The following is an 18604-nucleotide window of genomic DNA, read 5'->3' on the forward strand; positions in this document are numbered from 1 at the left end:
GTACCACTTCCAGCTTGAAGCTGGCGTCAAATTGTCGGCGCCTTCTTGTCATCTATTGTTTTTCCTCGTCGATTCCGGATTGTCCTCCTATCGACCTGTCCGAGGAAATTAGACCACTACACAGCGGCGCGCGGCGCCTTTATAGGTGAGCGCTTCCGGGATCCGGGGAGCAGATCGGGTACAGGCAGGGCGCGCCGTTTGCCGCGAACCACCGTTTCCGCAATGCCAGGACCCGGACAGAACTGTGTGCGGTTTGCAACAGGCGACACCAACTATTTAACACACGTCTATCCCAGACTTTGGTAGCCTTAGTCGTAGCAGAGGACGAGCATCCAACGACAGGAGGACTTCGCCATGCTGAGGTGGATCGCAAACTGGGCTGTGCACAATGCACTCACGCCTGAGAAACAAGCTGAAAGAGCGTTGCGGGAATTACGTCTGGAGCTTTTCCAGGCGGAACAGCGAATCCTCGATGCGCAACTGCATGCGGACTACTACCGTGCACGTCTGGCTTTTTGCGAGGACGTCATAAAGAACGGCATCGAGCAGGTGGCCGACCAGCGCAAAGGTCAACAAGAAACCTCTCAGGCGCTGCGGCCGGGACTCAAGCTCACAGCGGCGCAATAGCGAATCGACGCATTGACTCATCAGAATTGCAACTCGCGCTGACCTGTTGCCTCACGTAGTTTGCTACCCGTCGGATCGTCGCAGGCGGGGCCTGCCAGCGATGCACAGGCGTGCACTGGAACCAGAGAGGCGTCGCCATGTTCACGCAGTTTTCGGACACGCACATGAACGATGAAGTACGGGTGGTCAATCTGCCGGCAGATTTCTGAGCGTCAAGCGGGTCGGGCTCTATGGTCACGCCATCGCCAAGCACCGGTGCCCGGAATGTAGCGCGACGCTGATCTCGTCGGCTCGGGACATCTTCTCACTCGAATCGCAGGCAGTTGGGTGGGCACAACCTGCTGGCGAGAGAAACGCAATCAGTAGGTCCACAAAGTGTTCCAGTTGTCCATGTGGGCGTCCAACAACCGGCGTAAGCCTATCCGGCGGTAGAAAACGATTTACGCCGGCGCAATTTTGCCTGGCTCTCGTTATCTTGCCGGCGCCCAAAGGACCGCGTGCCACGGGGAGTCACTCGTCGCGGAGTAGCCAACGATCTGGCTGCGATTGTTGATCATCCGGGCGATACTTTGGTAGCCGCCGGAGAACGTACCCAAGTCCGTCATTACGCCATTTTCATACAGAAAGGCATGCTGGTACCCGCTTGCGACGGCCGACGAGCCGACCACCTGACCCCGTTCGTTGATTCCGTAAGCGGCACTGTCGCTACCGCCGGGGAGCGTGCCCAGGTCGATCATCATCCCGTTTTCATACAGAAAGGCATGTTGGTTCCCGTTTGCGATGGATGACGAGCCGACCACCTGGCCGCGATCATTGATCCCATAAGCGGCGCTGCTGTTGCCGCCGGGGAGCGTGCCCAGGTCGGTCATCACCCCCTTTTCAAACACGAAGGCGTGCTCGTCGTTCCCGTTTGCAGTGGACCAGCCAACCACCTGGCCCCGTTCGTTGATCCCATAAGCGGCGCTGTAGTAGCCACCGGACAGCGTACCCAGGTCGGTCATCACCTCCTTTTCATACAGAAAGGCGTGCGACGCCCGGACTGAGTTGAACGACCAGCCGACTATCTGACCGCGATTGTTGATCGCGTTGGCGGCACTGTTGTCGCCGCCGGGAAGCAAGCCCAAGTCGGTCACTGCCCCGTTCTCAAACAGCGTCGCGTGCGGGTACCCTTTCGCGTTGAAGGAGTAACCGACCGCCTGGCCGCGTTCGTTGATCCCGTAAGCGGCAGCACTGGCGTCGCCACCAGGAAGCATGCCGAGGTCTGTCACAGCCCCGTTTTCGAACAGAGACGCCTGCTGGTTTCCGTCCGCGTTGAACGAATAACCGACCACCTGACCGCGCTCATTGATCCCGATAGCCTGGCTAACATTGCCACCGGGGAGCGTGCCAAGGTCCTTGATGCCAACACTTTGGCCTGTGGCGGGCTGGAATGCGGCAACCGTGAGCAGGGCGAAAACCATCAGGCCGCGGTGAACGCAGTGAACATTGCCAATTAGCTTGCAGGCCGATTGCATAATCATCCCCTTCCTCGGACACAAGCTGGATCGCCATCGGCGAGCTGGCCGTAGGCGTGCCGAATGCGATTTCACAAGGACGCAACCGATAAGAGGGCAGGAGCACTGCGACCTGCATGAGTGGGTGACCACGCAACGCGATTTCGACCCACCTGAGGCACGGCCTGTTGCCGACTCAACCAAAGCGCGCTCTCGCAAGCAGACAAGGCGTCTAGCCTTTTCGTAAAAATGTAGAAAAATGCGTGCCGCTAGAAGTCATCGAGCAGTCTAGTCTATGGAATGGTTTTTTCAATGAAAGCGTTGCACTTGGTCTTTGAAACCTCCCAATAAAAAATTGTGATGACTGGAGTAAGGCCACAGTAGACCCTCGATTCCGTATAGCTGGTCAGACGGCTGTCCTCTAGCATCGCGAGCCCATCGTGCTCAAGCAGGTGCGGCGTGTCCTCGGCATCCCGATCTGCACGCCTGTAACACCGGTTCCAGCGCGTCCCGCCGGCGCCGCTGGACACTCTCGGCCAGACGTCGGCCGCCTTCGCCGGAGGCACCCCGCGTCGTCTGTTTATCACGTGTGTCCCGCGGAAACTGCATCATCAAACCTGCCCGCAATCCGGCCGTCCCGGGCGCAGCGAATACCGTTGTCGAAAACATCAGTTGCACACGCTTCGATTCAATGCCCATAGCCACAACCGTCAGAGGAGCGGTTTAGCTCAAGGAATTTCTGGCGAAGCCAGTCGTCACATCTGCCATAGTGCCGTCTCACCTCAGCAAGTTGACAATGCCCTCCGTCGTGGCCGATGCGCTGCCATGGGAGGCCGAGCACCTCGGCCATCACGTCGGCCGTACCGCGCAGGAACCCATAGGGGGAGGCCACCATCCGGCCGACCCGGATCGGGATCAGCCAGTCCAGCCTGCATTCATGCGAGTGCATGATCTGTTCGACTGGGTCCGGCCAGTTCGCCGGCGCCTTCCAGCCACCCGTCGAACTGCAGGGAACCTGCTGGCGCAGGTTGGGGTAATCGTACGAATCGTGTGAAATCTGGCGGTAGTCACTTGCAGAACCGCTTGCAGCAAGGCTCGGCGGCTCCACGGCGTTCGCGCAATCGGAGGATACGCAAGTCATTGATCGATAACGATTTTTATGATCAAACCGCCATAAATTGCACGAAAGGTACGAATACCCCCATCTGAACGCTCGTCTCGCCGACTTGGTTATCCGGCTGCGCGTCCTATACTGAAAGGAGCCGCGCGGAAGCCGGCCCCTGAAGCAGAAGCGGACGAGAAATCGTTCATTGGGGCGCGGTAGCGGGGCCACGGAAACGCCTGCGTGAATAGCGCGGGCGTTTTCTTTGGAACCCTGATGAACGCTACGCCGCAAGTGTCGGCATGTTCACCAGCGCTGATCTTACGGGTCCCAGGCCATTCAGTGGCATCGTCTCGGGCCCGGGTCCCCCCTTAATATGTGCGAAGTGTGGCTACGTCGGCATGCGCGGCTGCAAGGCAACTTGCCCCAGTCACACACCGCGCAAGCGGGCTCGTGGTTTAAATTCCGATTTCTTAAGCCGCCCAGGTACGCCGGCAGGAGCACGGCGACAAATCCGTCGCAAACGCCGCGCAACCCGCGACCGACGAGGAGGGGCAACGCGCTTGCGTGCGCGCCAGCGGGCAGTATCAGGCGTGACAACGCACTGCGGCCTGCGATCGGGGCCGGCGTCCTCGGCATGCGCATCGCCGCGACACCACACATGGAGCGCTTCATAGACACCGGCGATGTCGAAAGCCACAGAAGGATAGTTATGGTGAGGCATCGGCGCACTGTCCATGTCAGCCTTCGCGCTCTGGAAGCAACTGACCGCCCACGCGCCCGGCAACCGAACGCAGAATTGTGATGAATTCCTGCATGGGCTGCGACGACAACTCGTACTTGCGTGTGACGATACCGTAGCTCGTCATGGACCGGTTGATGAGAACCGGAAGGTGCCCGAGGAGACCCTTGCTCACGTACTTTTCGACGACCGCGCGCGGCTGCAGTGAGATCATGTCGGTGGCCTGCAACAGTTCAAGTGTCGAAAAGATAGAAGGCGTTTCCACCATTCCGACCGGCGCGGGAATGCCCGCGCCGGCGAATGTTTCGTCGAACAGTTGCCTGATAGCCGTTGCTTGCGGATAGAGAATCCATGGCCACGCACCCAGATCGGCCAACTCCAGCCGCCGTCGCTGCAGCAACGGATGATGCTGTCCGGCGACCACCCAGACCGGTTCCCCAGCCAGCACCTCGAAGTCGAACAGAACCTGATGGCGCGGCTCCGTCAGACGGCCGACCATCACGTCCAGCTTTTTTTCTTCGAGCCAGGTCGCCAGTTGGTCGCTGCTCTGTTCAACCAGTTTGATGACCAGTTGCGGCCGCTGCTGGCGGATCTCCCTGATGCCCGCAGTGACCACCTGGGCAGCCGAAGCCGAGATGGCGCCCACTGTGAGATGACCGTAGCCGCCGTTTCTCAAGGTGCTGAACTCGCCCACGAACCTGCCCAGATCGGCTACCGCCGTGGTTGCATAGCGCACGGACAATACGCCGAGATCGGTTGGGCGCATCTCCCGTGGTAGCCGTTCGAACAACTGGGCTCCGAACATCGTTTCGATGTCGCTCAGGATCTTGGTCGCCGCCGGCTGGGTGATGTGCATCTGTTCGGCTGCGATGCGCAAGTTGCGCGTGCGTCCGAGAGCATCGAGCAGTTGAAGATGTCTGAAGCGCAACCTTGCCAGGACGCTCGACGTAGGCACCGCTAATTGTCTGGACATGGGGTAAACACGCAAGAACTCATAACTGGATGGAATCGATTCTACTGAATAAGCGATTGGATGTTTATCGGCTAGCTGCCTAAAGTTGCGGCTGAGCGATTTAACGCGCGAACTGGCGGCAAGGCACGCGCGCCCAGACAAACATCACTGGAGACAGACATGACATCCCCGCTTTCACTCAGCGCAACGGACACGCTTCCGGCGGACGGGTTGTCCGGCACACTTGTCGGCCGCGCCTGGGTTCCTGCCACGCACGCGATGCCCGCTGGTCCCGCCGTCGTCGTCTTGCGCGCCGATGGCGTGTTCGATATTTCCGACGCGGCAGCGACTATCAGCAGCTTGCTGGAGCGGGACGATCCGGTCGCGACTGTGCGAGCCGCGAGTGGCCGCAGGATCGGCAGTCTGGACACGATTCTCGCCGATACGGCCGCCGCAACGGGCGGCATGGCACGCAACCCGGAGCGCGCCCATCTGCTCGCGCCTTGCGACCTGCAGGTCATCAAGGCAGCAGGGGTGACCTTTGCGGCGAGCCTGATTGAGCGGGTGATCGAGGAGCAGGCAAAGGGCGACCCGCAAGGCGCGGTGCGCGTGCGCGACCAGATCAGGTCGCTCGTCGGCGATAGTCTCACCAGCATCCGGCCCGACTCCGCCGAGGCGCGCGAATTGAAGGCGCTGCTGATCGAGCAGGGACTATGGTCCCAATACCTGGAAGTCGGAATCGGCCCTGACGCGGAAATTTTCACCAAAGCGCCGGTGCTGGCATCGTTGGGTACGGGCACGGAGATCGGGCTGCATCCGAATTCGGCATGGAACAACCCGGAACCGGAAATCGTGCTGTCGATCGACAGTCGCGGCCGCACGCTCGGTGCGACCCTGGGCAACGACGTCAATCTGCGCGACTTCGAAGGACGCAGTGCGCTGCTGCTTGGCAAGGCGAAGGACAACAACGGTTCGTGTGCGATTGGCCCTTTCCTGCGGCTCTTCGACGAGACTTTCTCGATCGATGACGTGCGCCGTGCGACGGTCGATTTGCGCGTCGAGGGCAGCGACGGTTTTGTCTTGCGAGGCACGAGCTCGATGGACCAGATCACGCGCGACCCGCTCGATCTCGTTTCGCAGACGATCAGTCCGACCCACCAATACCCCGATGGCGCCATGCTGTTCCTCGGGACGCTTTTTGCACCGATCGAAGACCGCGACGCCGCTGGCGCTGGATTCACGCACAAGCAAGGCGACATCGTGAAGATTTCGAGCAGGCAGCTCGGCACACTGGTCAACCGGGTCAACTACAGCGACCGCATCGAGCCGTGGACCTTCGGGGTGCGTGCGCTGATGGCAAACCTCGCGGCCCGTGGACTGCTCGGCGCAGCACCGCTCTGATCACGTACGAATCCGCACTAACCCGCGATAACAGACCGGTGTACCCGGCTTCCTCCAAGGAGACAGACTGATGCAGACTCAACACGTTACGCAAGGGCCGCTGGAAAGCGCGGTGCGCAAGGCGCGCCTGCGCCTCGCACCCTTCCTCGCGCTGATGTTCGCGCTATCGATGCTTGACCGTTCGAACGTCGGGTTCGTCAAACAGGCCCTTCAAGTCGATTCGAATATTGGCAACGCGGCGTTTGCACTCGGGGCCGGGATCTTCTTCATCGGCTATGCCGTGTTCGAAATTCCGAGCAACCTGATGCTGCATCGGGTAGGTGCAAAGGTCTGGCTGAGCCGGATCATGGTCACGTGGGGGCTTGCGTCGGCCGCCATGATGTTTGCGCACAACGAGACCTCGTTCTATGTGCTGCGCTTCATTCTGGGTGTGGCCGAAGCGGGTTTTTCGCCTGGCGTCATTCTCTATTCCACGTACTGGTTCCCGGCGCGCGAACGCGGCAAGGCGCTAGGCATTTACTACTTCGGATTGCCGGTGGCGCTCGTGCTGGGCAGCCCGCTGTCAGGTTATTTGATGGAAGTCATGGGCGGTCGCCTCGGGCTGCACAATTGGCAATGGATGTTCCTCATCGAAGGTCTCGCTGCATCAATCGTCGGCATCGTCGCGTTCTTCTATCTGGTTAGCAAACCGCGCCACGCGAAGTGGCTGACGTTGGCAGAAAAAGACGCCCTGGAAAATGCCATCGAAGCGGAGGACCGGCACAAGATCGCGCACGGGCCGGCTACAGCGCTGACCGCCCTGCGCAACTGGAATGTGCTTCGCTTCGTGTCGATTTATTTTGCCATCCAGATCAGCGTGTACGGCGTCATCTTCTATCTGCCGACCCGGATTTCGGAACTGACCGGTACCGCCATTGGTTCGAAGGTCGGTTTTCTGACCGCCATTCCGTGGCTGTGCGCACTCATTTCACTGCGCTTTATCACCGGCTACGCGGACGCGAAGGGCAAGCATCGGCAGCTTGCCATCGCCATGCTGGCGATGGCCGCAGCGGGGATCGCACTGTCGACCCTAGGTCATCACATCGCACCGGTGCTCGTCGCGTTCTGTATCGCGACGATCGGTTTCGTCGTCGTTCAGCCGCTTTTCTGGACCCTACCGACGGCCTACCTGAGCGGTACCGCGGCAGCGAGCGGCATTGCGATGATCGGCGCGCTCGGCAACCTTGGCGGCTTCATGGCGCCGACGCTGAAGACGGCAGTCGAGACGCTCTTTCATAGCCAACGCGCGGGCATGTTCACCCTGGCATTCGCAGGCGTCATCGGCGTGCTTCTGCTCCTGAGCATCGGCCTGCAGTCACGCCGCGCGCCCGAAGTGGCAATTGGCCCCGCCAAAGCGACGCTTCGGTAGGCACTTGCTGGCATAGGTACACGACTCAACCGGAAATTCACATGACCACTCTTGGACATCATTACATTGGCGGTCGACGCAGCGCCTGCGCATCGAACCGCCCGCTTTTCAGCCTTGATGCGATAACGGGCGAGCGTCATGCTGTAAGCTTTTTCGAAGCGTCGGACGCTGAAGTCGCGGCGGCGGCAAGAGCGGCGTACGAGGCGTTTCCGGCTTATCGCAGCCTGAGCCCTGCGCAGCGCGTTGATTTCCTCGAGGCGATCGCCGATGAGATCGACGCACTCGACGCGTCGTTCGTCGCCGAAGCAAGCCGCGAGACCGCGCTGCCCGCGGCGCGCCTGGAAGGCGAGCGCAAGCGCACAAGCGGTCAGTTGCGCCTCTTTGCCGCGACGGTGCGCCGGGGCGATTTCCACGATGCGCGGATCGATCGCGCACAGCCGGACCGCAAGCCATTGCCGCGTCCCGACTTGCGGCAATACCGGATCGGTGTTGGCCCGGTCGCGGTATTCGGCGCAAGCAATTTCCCTATCGCATTCTCCGTGGCCGGCGGCGACACAGCCTCGGCCCTGGCGGCGGGGTGTTCCGTCGTCGTGAAAGCACATCCGGGCCATATGGTGACTGCCGAATATGTCGCTGACGCGATTGAACGCGCCATTGCGAAGACGGATATGCCGGCCGGCACTTTCAATATGATCTACGGCACCGCTGCCACGGGTGCCGCGCTAGTTCAGACGCCGGAGATCAGGGCGGTCGGCTTTACGGGCTCGCTGGCTGGCGGCCGCGCCCTGTTCGATCTTGCGCAGGCCCGGCCGGAACCCATTCCGGTTTTCGCTGAAATGTCCAGCGTGAACCCCGTGTTCGTCCTGCCGTCCGCGTTGATCGGGCGCGGCGCGCAGATCGCTCGGGAATTGGCCGCTTCGGTCACGACCGGATGTGGTCAGCTCTGCACAAATCCGGGTCTCGTGCTCGGCGTCCGCTCCCCGGAATTCGACGCGTTCGTGTCGGACTTGCGCGGGGCACTTGAACAGGCTGTGCCACAGGCGATGCTCGGAGCAGGAATTCGTGACAACTTCCGTCATGGCATCGCCAGACTGCGCGCGGTTAAGGGAGTCGAAGTGCTGGTGGCAGAGGAACTCGATGGACGTATTGGCGGCCATCTTCTGAAAGCCGACCGGCGCGCTTTATTCGAGAGTTCTGCACTGGAGGAGGAAGTGTTCGGCCCGTCGACGATTGTCGTCGAACTGGATTCCGAAGCGGACTTTCATGCGTTTGCCAGAACCATGCGCGGGCAGCTGACAGCAACCGTGCTGGCGAGCGAATCGGATATCGAGCGAAACGCCAGCCTCATCGCGTTGCTGGAAGAAAAGGTCGGGCGTCTCCTGTTCAATGGCTATCCGACGGGAGTGGAAGTCAGCGACGCCATCGTGCACGGCGGTCCATACCCGGCGACTACCGATGCGCGCGGCACCTCTGTCGGCAGCGTTGCGATCGGGCGCTTCCTGCGGCCCGTGTGCTATCAGGGCTATCCCGACGCAAATCTGCCGCTCGCCTTGCAGGACGCAAACCCGTTGAACCTGATTCGCCTGATCGACGGTGTTCCGACGCGCGAAGCAGTGCGCGCGACACAGACTGCGGAGGCCACATCATGACGCTTGAGACCGACAACACAGTGGCCAATACGTCGGCAACCGTAGAGCCGATCGTGCATCTGCATCCGGATGACGATGTCGTCATCGCGCGGCACCAGCTTGTCGCGGGCATGCGCATTGGCAGCCGTGTTGCCGTACGCGGATTGATCCCGGCGGGTCACAAGCTTGCCGTGCATAGTATCGAAGCGGGCGCGCCAGTACGGCGCTATGGGCAGATCATCGGCTTCGCGACACGTGCGATCGAAGCCGGCGAGCACGTCCACACGCACAATCTCTCGATGGGCCGCTTCGATCGGGACTACGCTTTTGGCGCAGATGCGAAGCCCGCGCCGACGGTCGCGGCAGCGGCACAGTTCATGGGCATCGTGCGCGCCGACGGACGTGTAGCGACGCGCAACTATATCGGCGTTCTGACTTCGGTCAATTGCTCCGCGACGGCGGCTCGCGCCATTGCCGACTATTTTCGCCGCGATATTCATCCGCAGGCGCTTGCGGACTATCCAAACGTCGATGGCGTGATCGCGCTGACGCACGGTCAAGGCTGCGCGATCGATTCCGAAGGCGAAGCGCTGGAAATGATCCGGCGCACCCTCGGCGGTTACGCACGGCACCCCAATTTCGCCGGCGTACTGATCGTCGGACTGGGTTGCGAAACCAATCAGATCGACCGGCTTGTGCAAAGCCAGGGGCTTACGCCCGGCGCAGCGCTGAAGACGATGACCATTCAGGCGACCGGCGGCACGGCGCGCACGGTCGCGGCGGGTATCGAACAGGTCAAGGCGATGCTCCCGGAAGCGAACAACGTACGGCGCGAGCCCGTCGATGCGAAGCATCTGGTAATCGGCTTGCAATGCGGCGGCTCGGACGGCTACTCCGGCATCACGGCGAATCCGGCACTCGGCGCGGCAGTCGATCGTCTGGTCGCGCATGGCGGGACGGCGATCCTCTCCGAAACCCCCGAGGTCTACGGTGCAGAACATCTGTTGACGCGCCGGGCCGTGTCACGTGAAGTCGGCGAGAAGCTGATCGAACGGATTCGCTGGTGGGAAGCTTACTGTGCGCGCATGAATGCCGATCTGAACAACAATCCATCGGCTGGGAACAAGGCGGGCGGCCTGACGACGATCCTTGAAAAATCGCTCGGCGCTGTGGCGAAAGGCGGCACAACGAATCTCGTCGATGTGTATCAGTACGCCGAACCGGTCCGTGCACACGGCCTCGTTTTCATGGATACGCCGGGCTACGATCCGGTCTCGGCGACCGGGCAGGTCGCGGGTGGGGCCAACCTGATCTGCTTTACGACGGGTCGCGGCTCGGCCTATGGCTGCGCGCCGTCGCCATCGTTGAAACTGGGAACCAATACCGCTTTGTGGCAACGCCAGGAAGAGGATATCGACCTGAATTGCGGGTCGATTCTCGACGGCGAGCGAACGGTCGACGAAATCGGCGAAGAGATCTTCCAGCTCATGCTCGCGACCGCGTCGGGCCAGGCATCGAAGAGCGAGTTGCATGGATACGGCCAGAACGAATTTGTGCCGTGGCAGATTGGCGCCATCACATAAGGCGGTATTGGTGTGCCCCTTGGCTGAGCATCGGATAGCGAGCGACATTAAAACAGCCATGAAAACTGGAATAAATGTGCTGGACTGGGCGTCCCTTTCTATTATCCGGTCGTAGAAAGGGACGCTCACTCCGAATCAGGGAGTGGCTGCTCTGAACCTTCGCGCCTCATCCCGGCCCGACCCGATCACCAGGCCCGCCTCTGCCAGCAAACGCCGCAGTCCCAGCTTCGGATAATTGCGATCGACAGCCCGCACATCGGCACGCGTCTCCTCGATGATCCAGTCGCGCACATCCGCTGCAACCGGCCGCAACGGCCGATTCTCCGGCCACACCAGACAGCAGCGCCGGTTCGTCACGATCAGCTCCTCCTCGGCCGGGAGCAGCGCGCCCTCGAGAAGCCAATGCGACACAACGTTGAGCCAGCCGAGCGCGACTCCCTGGCCCAATAGCGCCGCCTGCACGACGATGGCGTAGTCGTTGAAGCTCAGCATGCCCGCTACGTGCCGCCCGTGTGCCGCAAACGTGGCGAACCGCTCATGCCAGCCGCGCTCGCCGTCGTCCATCACGATCACTGTGTCGCCGTGCTCGCGGCCCGTCTGCGTCGCGGCCGTCTCGTGATAGCGCCGGTTGCACACCGGCAGCAGCGTCTCCGGCATCACGAGCACACTGTTCTCACCAATCTCGTCCTCGCGCAAAAAGCGCATGCCGAGATCGACATCGACGAGCGGCCCGCCGATTCGCCCCGAGATCAGCTGAAACCGCAAGTCGACATTCGGAAACGCCTGGTTCAGCCGGCTCATGCGCGGCATCAGCCAGTGTGTCGTGAACGCCGTGGACACCGACAGCGTGACGGACTCGATGCCCGTCGCACGCGCCTCGATCTCACGTATCGCGCCTTCTATGCCATTGAAGCCTTCCGATACCTTCCGGTAGAGGATTTTACCGTTCTCAGTCAGCTCGATCCCACCACGCACGCGCTCGAAAAGACGCACGCCGAGATGGTCTTCCATGCGCGAGAGCATGCGGCTCACCGCCGGCTGGCTGACATACAGCTCCTGCGCCGCGCGCGTGAAATTGCCGCAGCGCGCGGCAGCTTCGAACACGAACAGCGCATTGGCGCTCGGCAGTTTTTTGCGAAGGTTAGGCATGACCTGATGTTATGCCTTATCCAACAATTTGGGAATTGCCGCCAATAATGACGCGGCCTATATTTTCCCCAATGCAGGCCTCTACAGCGAGACAGGACGCAATGGACGCACGAGCGAAAACAGGTGTTTCGATCCGATCGGCAGCGAAGCGTTATGGCCCGGTAGTGGCCCTCGACGACGTGTCGCTCGACATCGCCCCGGGCGAATTCGTCTCGCTGCTCGGTCCGTCGGGGTCGGGCAAGACCACTCTCCTCGGCATTCTCGGCGGCTTCGTGCAGCCGAGTTCGGGTGCGGTCTGGGTCGGCGAGCGCGACATCACATTTGCGCCGCCGCACAAACGGGACATCGGGATCGTCTTTCAGAACTACGCGCTCTTTCCGCACATGAGCGTCGGCGAGAACGTGGCGTTTCCGCTGCGCGCGCGCCGGCAGCCCAAAGCGACGTGGGCGAAGAAGGTCGCCGAAGCGCTCGCGATGGTCGAACTCTCGGGCTACGAGAGCCGCGGCATCGGTCAACTGTCCGGCGGCCAGCGCCAGCGGGTGGCGCTCGCTCGCGCGATGGTCTTCGAGCCGCAACTGATCCTGATGGACGAGCCGCTCTCCGCGCTCGACAAGCAACTGCGCGAAACCATGCAGATCGAACTGCGGCGGCTGCATCGCAAGCTCGGCGCGACGATCGTCTATGTGACGCACGATCAGCGCGAGGCGCTCACCATGAGCGACCGCGTGGCCGTGCTGAAGAACGGCCGGCTCGTGCAGATCGACACGCCTGAGCGGCTTTACGACCGTCCGTGCGACGCGTTCGTGGCAAGCTTCATTGGGGAGGCGACGCTGCTGGCCGTGACGCGCGCCGGCGACGATGCCGTGCGTCTCGTCGATACGGTTCTGCGCACCGCGCACCCGCTGCCGCGCGGCGACAAGCTGCTGCTCGCGGTGCAGACCGAGAAGCTCGTGATCGACGGCGGCGATCGGCGCGACGGCGTGAATCGTCTGTCCTGCCACGTCACCGAGGTGCTGTATCAGGGCGAAAGCCTGCGCGTGTTCGCAACGCTCGCCGACGGCACCGCCATCAGCCTCCGGCAGCCCGGCGGCCACGACGCGCGCCGGCGCATCCCGGAGCCGGGTGCGCCCATGAGCGTCGTTCTCGATCCGCAGGACACGATCGTCGTGCCCGCCTGATCCCACTCATTTTTCAGCCGCCCACGCTTGGGGCACTCCCTCTCCCGTTTTCACAGCAAACTGCAAAAGGATGATTTCATGAAGCTCACCGATTTCAAGGTCCTGACGTTCGACGTCGTCGGCACCCTCATCGACTTCGAGCGCGGCGTGCTCGCCTCCGTGCGGCGCCTGGGCGGCCCGGCGGCGAAGGATCTGACCGACGACCAGATTTTCGAACCGTACATGCGCGGCCGTGCGACCTACCCGGGCCGCTCGAGCCACGAAATGGCGAACGTCTACCTGTCGCTGGCGAAGGAACTCGGTCTGCCCGACGACGCGCAATCAGCTGCTGCCTTCCAGCGCGACGTGCTCGAATGGCCGGCGTTCGCGGATTCGGTCGCGGCGCTCAAGCGTCTGCGCAAGCACTTCCGTCTGGTCGCCATGACGAACGCGGACCGCGTCGCGCTCACCGCCTACGCACACACGCTCGGCGATCCGTTCGACGACACCGTCTGCTGCGACGAAACCGGCGTCGCCAAGCCCGACCCGCAATTCTTCGCGTATAACCGCGGCCGTCAGGCGGCGTTCGGCTACAAGTTCGGCGAGATCCTGCACACCGCGCAAAGCCAGTATCACGACATCGGCATCGCCACGAAGCTCGGCTATGCGACCTGCTGGATCGAACGCCGTCAGAACGTGAAGGGCTTCGGCGCCACGCCGGTGCCGGAGGCGGTCACTACGCCGACGTTCAAGTTCGCGACGCTCGCCGCGCTCGCGGACGCCGTCGAAGCCGAAGCACGCCTCGCCGCCTGATCCGATGCTCGCGCCGACCGCACACCCCCTGCCCCAGCCCGACTCGCTCTGGCGAGCGCTCCTTGCCGCCTCACCCGATGCGGACGCGGCGGTCAGCACCGGTGCACCGCTCGCGCGCGATCTCGCAGTCGAAGTCGCGGTGATCGGCGCGGGCTACTCGGGGCTCGCGGCCGCCTATGCGCTGCAAAAGCGCGCCGTCGATTGCGTCGTGCTCGACGCGAACCCGGTCGGCTGGGGCGCGAGCGGGCGCAATGGCGGGGTGGTGTCGTCGAAATTCAGGCTGTCGTTTCCCACGATCGACAAGCTGCATGGCCTCGATACCGCGAAGCGTATGCACCGGCTTGCACATGAAGGCGTGCGGGTCGTCGAATCGCTGGTCGACGAGTTCGGACTCACACGGGCCCGCTTCGAACATACCGGCAGCCTGCGCTGCGCACACACCGAGCGCACGTTGGCCGCGATCTGCGCCGAAGCCGACTGGGTGCGCACGACGCTCGGCGATACCTCGATGACCGTCCAATCGCGCGCCGAAGTCGAGCGCGAAACGGGTTCGAAGGGCTTTGTCGGCGGCGTGCTGAGCGCGGACGCCGGCACGATCCTGCCGCTCGAATACGTGCGTGGACTCGCACGTGGCATGACGCTGCGCGGCGTGCCGATTTATGAATCGACGCCGGTCCTGCAGATGCACCGTGCGCCCGGCGACACACATGTGACATTGCGCACGCCCGGCGGTACGGTTCGCGCGAAGCAGGTGATCGTCGCGACCAATGCATACTCGGACCTCACGGCGGCCACCTCGCCGTATCAGCGCGAACTCGTGCCGTTCCGCAGCGCAATGATCGCCACCGAGCGCCTGCCCGCCGACCTCGACGCGCATCTGATGGTCGAGCGCCGCAGCTACACTGAAACGCGGCGCATGATGAAGTGGTTTCGCAAGGTGGACGGCCGCATGCTGTTCGGCGGACGCGACGCGTTCGGCAAGGAAAGCCAGATGACCGGCTTTGATGCGCTGCAGCGTGCGATGGTCGCGCTCTTTCCCGATCTCGCGGACGTGCGCGTGGCGTATCGCTGGTCGGGCTACGTGGGCATGACGTTCAATTCCCTGCCGCATGTCGGGCGCAGCGACGACGCCACGAGCTTTTGTCTGGGGTATAACGGAGCAGGTGTCGCGATGGCCAGTCTGCTCGGACAGCATGCCGCCGCGCTCGCCCTCGGCGAGACGCCCGAGCTTTCGCTGCTCGGCGCGCCTGGTTTGCGGCCCGTGCCTTTTCATTCGCTGCGCGCGCCGGGTGTGAGGCTCGTCGCTGCGTGGTATCAGTTTCTCGACGCCGTAGGTGCATGATGACGACCGCCAAACGGATGCTCCAAGGACCCACATTGATGCAGGCCACCGAGTCCGATCCTGCCGCGCGCTACCAGCGGCGCGAAGATCGCACGATGCTTCTCCTGATGACGCCGGCGCTCCTCGTGATCGTCGTGCTGCTCGTCGTGCCGCTCGCCTGGCTGTCGTGGCAGTCGATCTATCACGACGGCTTCACGCTCGAGAACTATCGGCGCATGTTCACGGGCGCCTACCTCGAAACCTTCCTGCTCACGTTCAAACTGAGCATCATCGTGACCGTCATTACGCTGGTGCTCGGCTATCCGGTGGCCTATTTCGCGGCCTCGCTGCCACCAAAGCTGAGCGCGCTTGTCCTCGGCATGGTCATCCTGCCGTTCTGGACGAGCGTGCTCGTGCGCACTTACGCGTGGCTCGTGTTGCTGCAGCGCACGGGCCTCGTCAACAAGGCCTTGATCGCCTCGGGCCTGATCGACCGGCCGGTGCAGCTCGCCTACAACCAGTTCGGCACGGTGATCGCCATGGTCCATATCCTGCTGCCGTTCATGGTGCTGCCGCTCTATTCGGCCATGCAGAAGATCCCGTCGAATCTCTCGCAGGCGGGCGCGAGCCTGGGCGGCTCGCCGCTGCATGTGTTCATGCGCGTGTTCCTGCCGCTTTCGATGAGCGGCGTGTTCGCGGGAGTCACCCTCGTGTTCGTGCTGTGCCTCGGCTTCTACATCACGCCCGAGTTGATGGGCGGCGGCAAGTCGATCATGGTGTCGATGGTGGTGAGCCGCAACGTCGAGATCTATAACAGCTGGGGCGCGGCAAGCGCGGTGAGCGTCGTGCTGCTGATCTGCGTGTCCGCGATTTTCTACGCCGCGAGCCGCGTGGTGCCACTCGAAAAGACCCTGGGCGCGAAATGACAAAGCTCTCGTTCGGACGGATTGTCCTCGGCGCGGCGGTCGTGCTGATCCTCCTGTTCCTCATGGTGCCGGTGCTGATCGTCGTGCCGCTGTCGTTCTCCGACACGCGCTTCATGACCTTCCCCCCGCCCGCCTATTCGCTGCGCTGGTATCACTCGTTCTTCGACAACCCCGCGTGGATCGACGCCGCGCGCACCACGCTGACCGCCTCGATCTGCGCCACGCTGCTCGCGACGCCGCTCGGTGTATGCGCCGCCTATGCGATCCAGAACGGCACGCATTGGATCATGCGCTATCTGCGCACGCTGCTGATGCTGCCGTTGATGGTGCCGATCATCATCGTCGCGGTGGGCGTGTTTTTCGTCTACTCGCAGGCGGGCTATGTGAATACGCTCGGCGGTCTGATTCTCGCGGACACGATGCTCGGGCTGCCGTATGTGCTGATCTCGGTCGGCGCCGATCTTCGCACCTTCGACCGCACCCAGGAGATGGTCGCCCGCAGCCTCGGCATGAATCGCTTTCGCAGCTTCATGACAGTGACGCTGCCACAGATCAAGGCGAGCGTGATCTCCGGCGCAGTGTTCGTGTTCATTCAGGCGCTCGACGAAACGGTGGTCGCACTCTTCGTGTCGGGCGGCACGAACCAGACGCTGACGCGCCGCATGTTCGTCACGCTGCGTGACGAGATCGATCCGACCATCGCCGCGATCAGTACGATGCTTACCGCGCTGACGCTGTGCCTCGTGATGATCGTCGTGGTGAGCCGGCGCTCCGGCGCGGCGCGAGCCTGAACTCCTCCTACACACCTCTCACATGATCAATGCACTGAAGTTCTATATCGACGGCGCGTGGGTCGAGCCGTCGGGCACCGCACGCCTGCCCGTCATCGATCCCTGCACCGAAGAAGCGTTCGCCGAAGTGGCGATGGGCACACCCGCCGATATCGATCGCGCGGTCGCTGCGGCAAAACGCGCATTCACGTCGTTCTCGCAGACCACGCCCGCCGAGCGTCTCGCGCTGATCCGCCGCATTCTCGACGTTTTTCTCGAACGTCACGACGAGATGGGTGACACGATCTCGCGCGAACTGGGCGCCCCGCGCGCGATGGCGCATGCATGGCAGGCAGGGATTGGGCGACGGCATCTCGACGAGCTGATCCGTACCTGCGAAACGTTCGAATGGCAGCGCAAAAAAGGCACCACGCTCGTCAATCACGAGCCGGTGGGCGTCGTCGCGCTCATCACGCCATGGAACTGGCCGATCAATCAGATCGTCTGCAAGGCCGCGCCCGCCATCATGGCCGGTTGCACGATGGTGCTCAAACCCAGCGAAGTAACGCCGCTCAACGCGTTGCTGTTTGCTGAAATTCTGGACGCCGCTGGCGTGCCGCCGGGTGTCTTCAATCTCGTGAACGGCGATGGGCCCACCGTCGGCGCGGCGCTTGCGGCACATCCCGATGTCGACATGGTGTCGTTCACCGGTTCGACACGCGCGGGCATTGAGATCGCGAAGCTCGCGGCGCCAACCGTCAAGCGCGTGCATCAGGAACTGGGCGGCAAGTCGGCCAACATCCTGCTGGACGACGTCGACCTGGAAGCCGCCGTGACGGCGGGCGTCAACTCGTGCTTCAACAACAGCGGCCAGTCGTGCAATGCACCGACGCGCATGCTGGTGCCTGAGGCGCGCCATGACGAGGCGGTGGCGATCGCCCGGCGGGCGGCAGAAGCACATCGCGTCGGCCCTGCCAACCATGAACGCACGACCATGGGGCCGGTGGTCAGCAGCGTGCAGTTCGAGCGCGTGGAGCGGCTGATCGCGATCGGCATCGATGAGGGCGCGCAGGTCGTGGCAGGTGGCGCCGGTCGTCCGCACGGTCTCGAACGCGGCTATTACGTGCAACCTACTGTGTTTGCGAACGTGCGTCCTTCGATGACGATTGCGCGCGAGGAGATTTTCGGACCAGTGCTCGTGATCATGCCGTATCGCGACGAAGAAGACGCAATCGTGATCGCGAACGACAGCCCCTTCGGTCTCGCGGCCTACGTCCAATCCGCCGATCTCGACCGCGCGCGGCGTGTGGCGTTCAGATTGCGCGCAGGCAGCGTATACCTGAACTATCCCGCGTGGGACGCGGGCTCGCCCTTCGGCGGCTACAAGCAGTCTGGAAACGGACGCGAATACGCCGAGTGGGGCCTTGAGGCGTTTCTCGAGGTGAAGGGCATCGTGGGGTACGGGGACTGAGACGACTCAGGGCAACTGAGCTCAGGACGACTGGGTGCCCCGCCGCTTGCCGGGCCAGTGT

General features: G+C 62.6%; 15 protein-coding genes and 1 pseudogene. 11 read left to right on the forward strand and 5 right to left on the reverse strand.

What is annotated here, in order from left to right:
* The first annotated feature begins 354 nt into the window (after positions 1-354).
* Positions 355-627 carry a hypothetical protein gene (locus DLM46_RS27065; protein ID WP_115105516.1) on the forward strand — a complete coding sequence of 91 codons (273 nt, stop codon included), beginning with the start codon at positions 355-357 and terminating at the stop codon, positions 625-627.
* 470 nt (positions 628-1097) lie between these two features.
* Here the strand turns inward: DLM46_RS27065 and DLM46_RS27070 are convergent, their stop codons facing one another.
* The 4 genes and pseudogenes from DLM46_RS27070 to DLM46_RS27085 all read right to left on the reverse strand — a co-directional run bounded on the left by DLM46_RS27070 (position 1098) and on the right by DLM46_RS27085 (position 4937).
* Complete coding sequence (locus DLM46_RS27070) at positions 1098-2147, reverse strand: DUF3466 family protein (protein ID WP_244306383.1); 1050 nt, start codon at positions 2145-2147, stop codon at positions 1098-1100.
* Between the two features lie 661 nt (positions 2148-2808).
* Complete coding sequence (locus tag DLM46_RS27075; protein ID WP_208866338.1) at positions 2809-3228, reverse strand: DUF2252 family protein; 420 nt, start codon at positions 3226-3228, stop codon at positions 2809-2811.
* A gap of 477 nt (positions 3229-3705) precedes the next feature.
* Positions 3706-3867: pseudogene (locus tag DLM46_RS40525) on the reverse strand (MFS transporter); the annotation flags it as partial.
* 95 nt (positions 3868-3962) lie between these two features.
* Positions 3963-4937, reverse strand: a complete 975-nt coding sequence (locus DLM46_RS27085) for a LysR family transcriptional regulator (protein ID WP_115105518.1) — start codon at positions 4935-4937, stop codon at positions 3963-3965.
* 159 nt (positions 4938-5096) lie between these two features.
* Between DLM46_RS27085 and DLM46_RS27090 the strand changes: the two genes are divergently transcribed.
* The 4 genes from DLM46_RS27090 to DLM46_RS27105 all read left to right on the forward strand — a co-directional run bounded on the left by DLM46_RS27090 (position 5097) and on the right by DLM46_RS27105 (position 10936).
* Entirely contained in the window at positions 5097-6317 is a 1221-nt protein-coding gene (locus tag DLM46_RS27090) for a fumarylacetoacetate hydrolase family protein (protein ID WP_115105519.1), read from the forward strand.
* Between the two features lie 70 nt (positions 6318-6387).
* Positions 6388-7725, forward strand: coding sequence for an MFS transporter (locus DLM46_RS27095; protein WP_115105520.1), 1338 nt, complete (start codon positions 6388-6390; stop codon positions 7723-7725).
* Positions 7726-7766: 41 nt separating this feature from the next.
* Positions 7767-9374 (forward strand): aldehyde dehydrogenase (NADP(+)), encoded by a 1608-nt coding sequence (locus tag DLM46_RS27100; protein ID WP_115105521.1) that lies wholly within the window; start codon positions 7767-7769, stop codon positions 9372-9374.
* Positions 9371-10936: a UxaA family hydrolase gene (locus DLM46_RS27105; protein ID WP_115105522.1), complete on the forward strand. Its 1566-nt coding sequence runs from the start codon at positions 9371-9373 to the stop codon at positions 10934-10936. The genes DLM46_RS27100 and DLM46_RS27105 overlap by 4 nt, the downstream gene beginning before the upstream one ends.
* 135 nt (positions 10937-11071) lie before the next feature.
* On the opposite strand, the gene DLM46_RS27110 is transcribed toward DLM46_RS27105, so the two are convergent.
* Positions 11072-12085 (reverse strand): LysR substrate-binding domain-containing protein, encoded by a 1014-nt coding sequence (locus tag DLM46_RS27110; protein ID WP_115105523.1) that lies wholly within the window; start codon positions 12083-12085, stop codon positions 11072-11074.
* Positions 12086-12186: 101 nt separating this feature from the next.
* Between DLM46_RS27110 and DLM46_RS27115 the strand changes: the two genes are divergently transcribed.
* The 6 genes from DLM46_RS27115 to DLM46_RS27140 all read left to right on the forward strand — a co-directional run bounded on the left by DLM46_RS27115 (position 12187) and on the right by DLM46_RS27140 (position 18543).
* A complete protein-coding gene (locus DLM46_RS27115) occupies positions 12187-13263 on the forward strand; it encodes an ABC transporter ATP-binding protein (protein ID WP_115105524.1) in 1077 nt (358 codons plus the stop codon).
* 78 nt (positions 13264-13341) lie between these two features.
* Positions 13342-14055: an HAD-IA family hydrolase gene (locus tag DLM46_RS27120; RefSeq protein ID WP_115105525.1), complete on the forward strand. Its 714-nt coding sequence runs from the start codon at positions 13342-13344 to the stop codon at positions 14053-14055.
* 4 nt (positions 14056-14059) lie between these two features.
* Positions 14060-15397 (forward strand): NAD(P)/FAD-dependent oxidoreductase, encoded by a 1338-nt coding sequence (locus DLM46_RS27125; RefSeq protein ID WP_115105526.1) that lies wholly within the window; start codon positions 14060-14062, stop codon positions 15395-15397.
* 38 nt (positions 15398-15435) lie between these two features.
* Positions 15436-16302 (forward strand): ABC transporter permease, encoded by an 867-nt coding sequence (locus DLM46_RS27130; RefSeq protein WP_244306384.1) that lies wholly within the window; start codon positions 15436-15438, stop codon positions 16300-16302.
* Positions 16299-17093 (forward strand): ABC transporter permease, encoded by a 795-nt coding sequence (locus DLM46_RS27135; protein WP_115105528.1) that lies wholly within the window; start codon positions 16299-16301, stop codon positions 17091-17093. The genes DLM46_RS27130 and DLM46_RS27135 overlap by 4 nt, the downstream gene beginning before the upstream one ends.
* A 22-nt stretch (positions 17094-17115) precedes the next feature.
* Positions 17116-18543, forward strand: a complete 1428-nt coding sequence (locus tag DLM46_RS27140) for an aldehyde dehydrogenase family protein (protein WP_115105529.1) — start codon at positions 17116-17118, stop codon at positions 18541-18543.
* Positions 18544-18604 lie beyond the last annotated feature (61 nt).

Source organism: Paraburkholderia lacunae (assembly GCF_003353175.1).
GTDB classification, from domain to species: Bacteria; Pseudomonadota; Gammaproteobacteria; order Burkholderiales; family Burkholderiaceae; genus Paraburkholderia; species Paraburkholderia lacunae.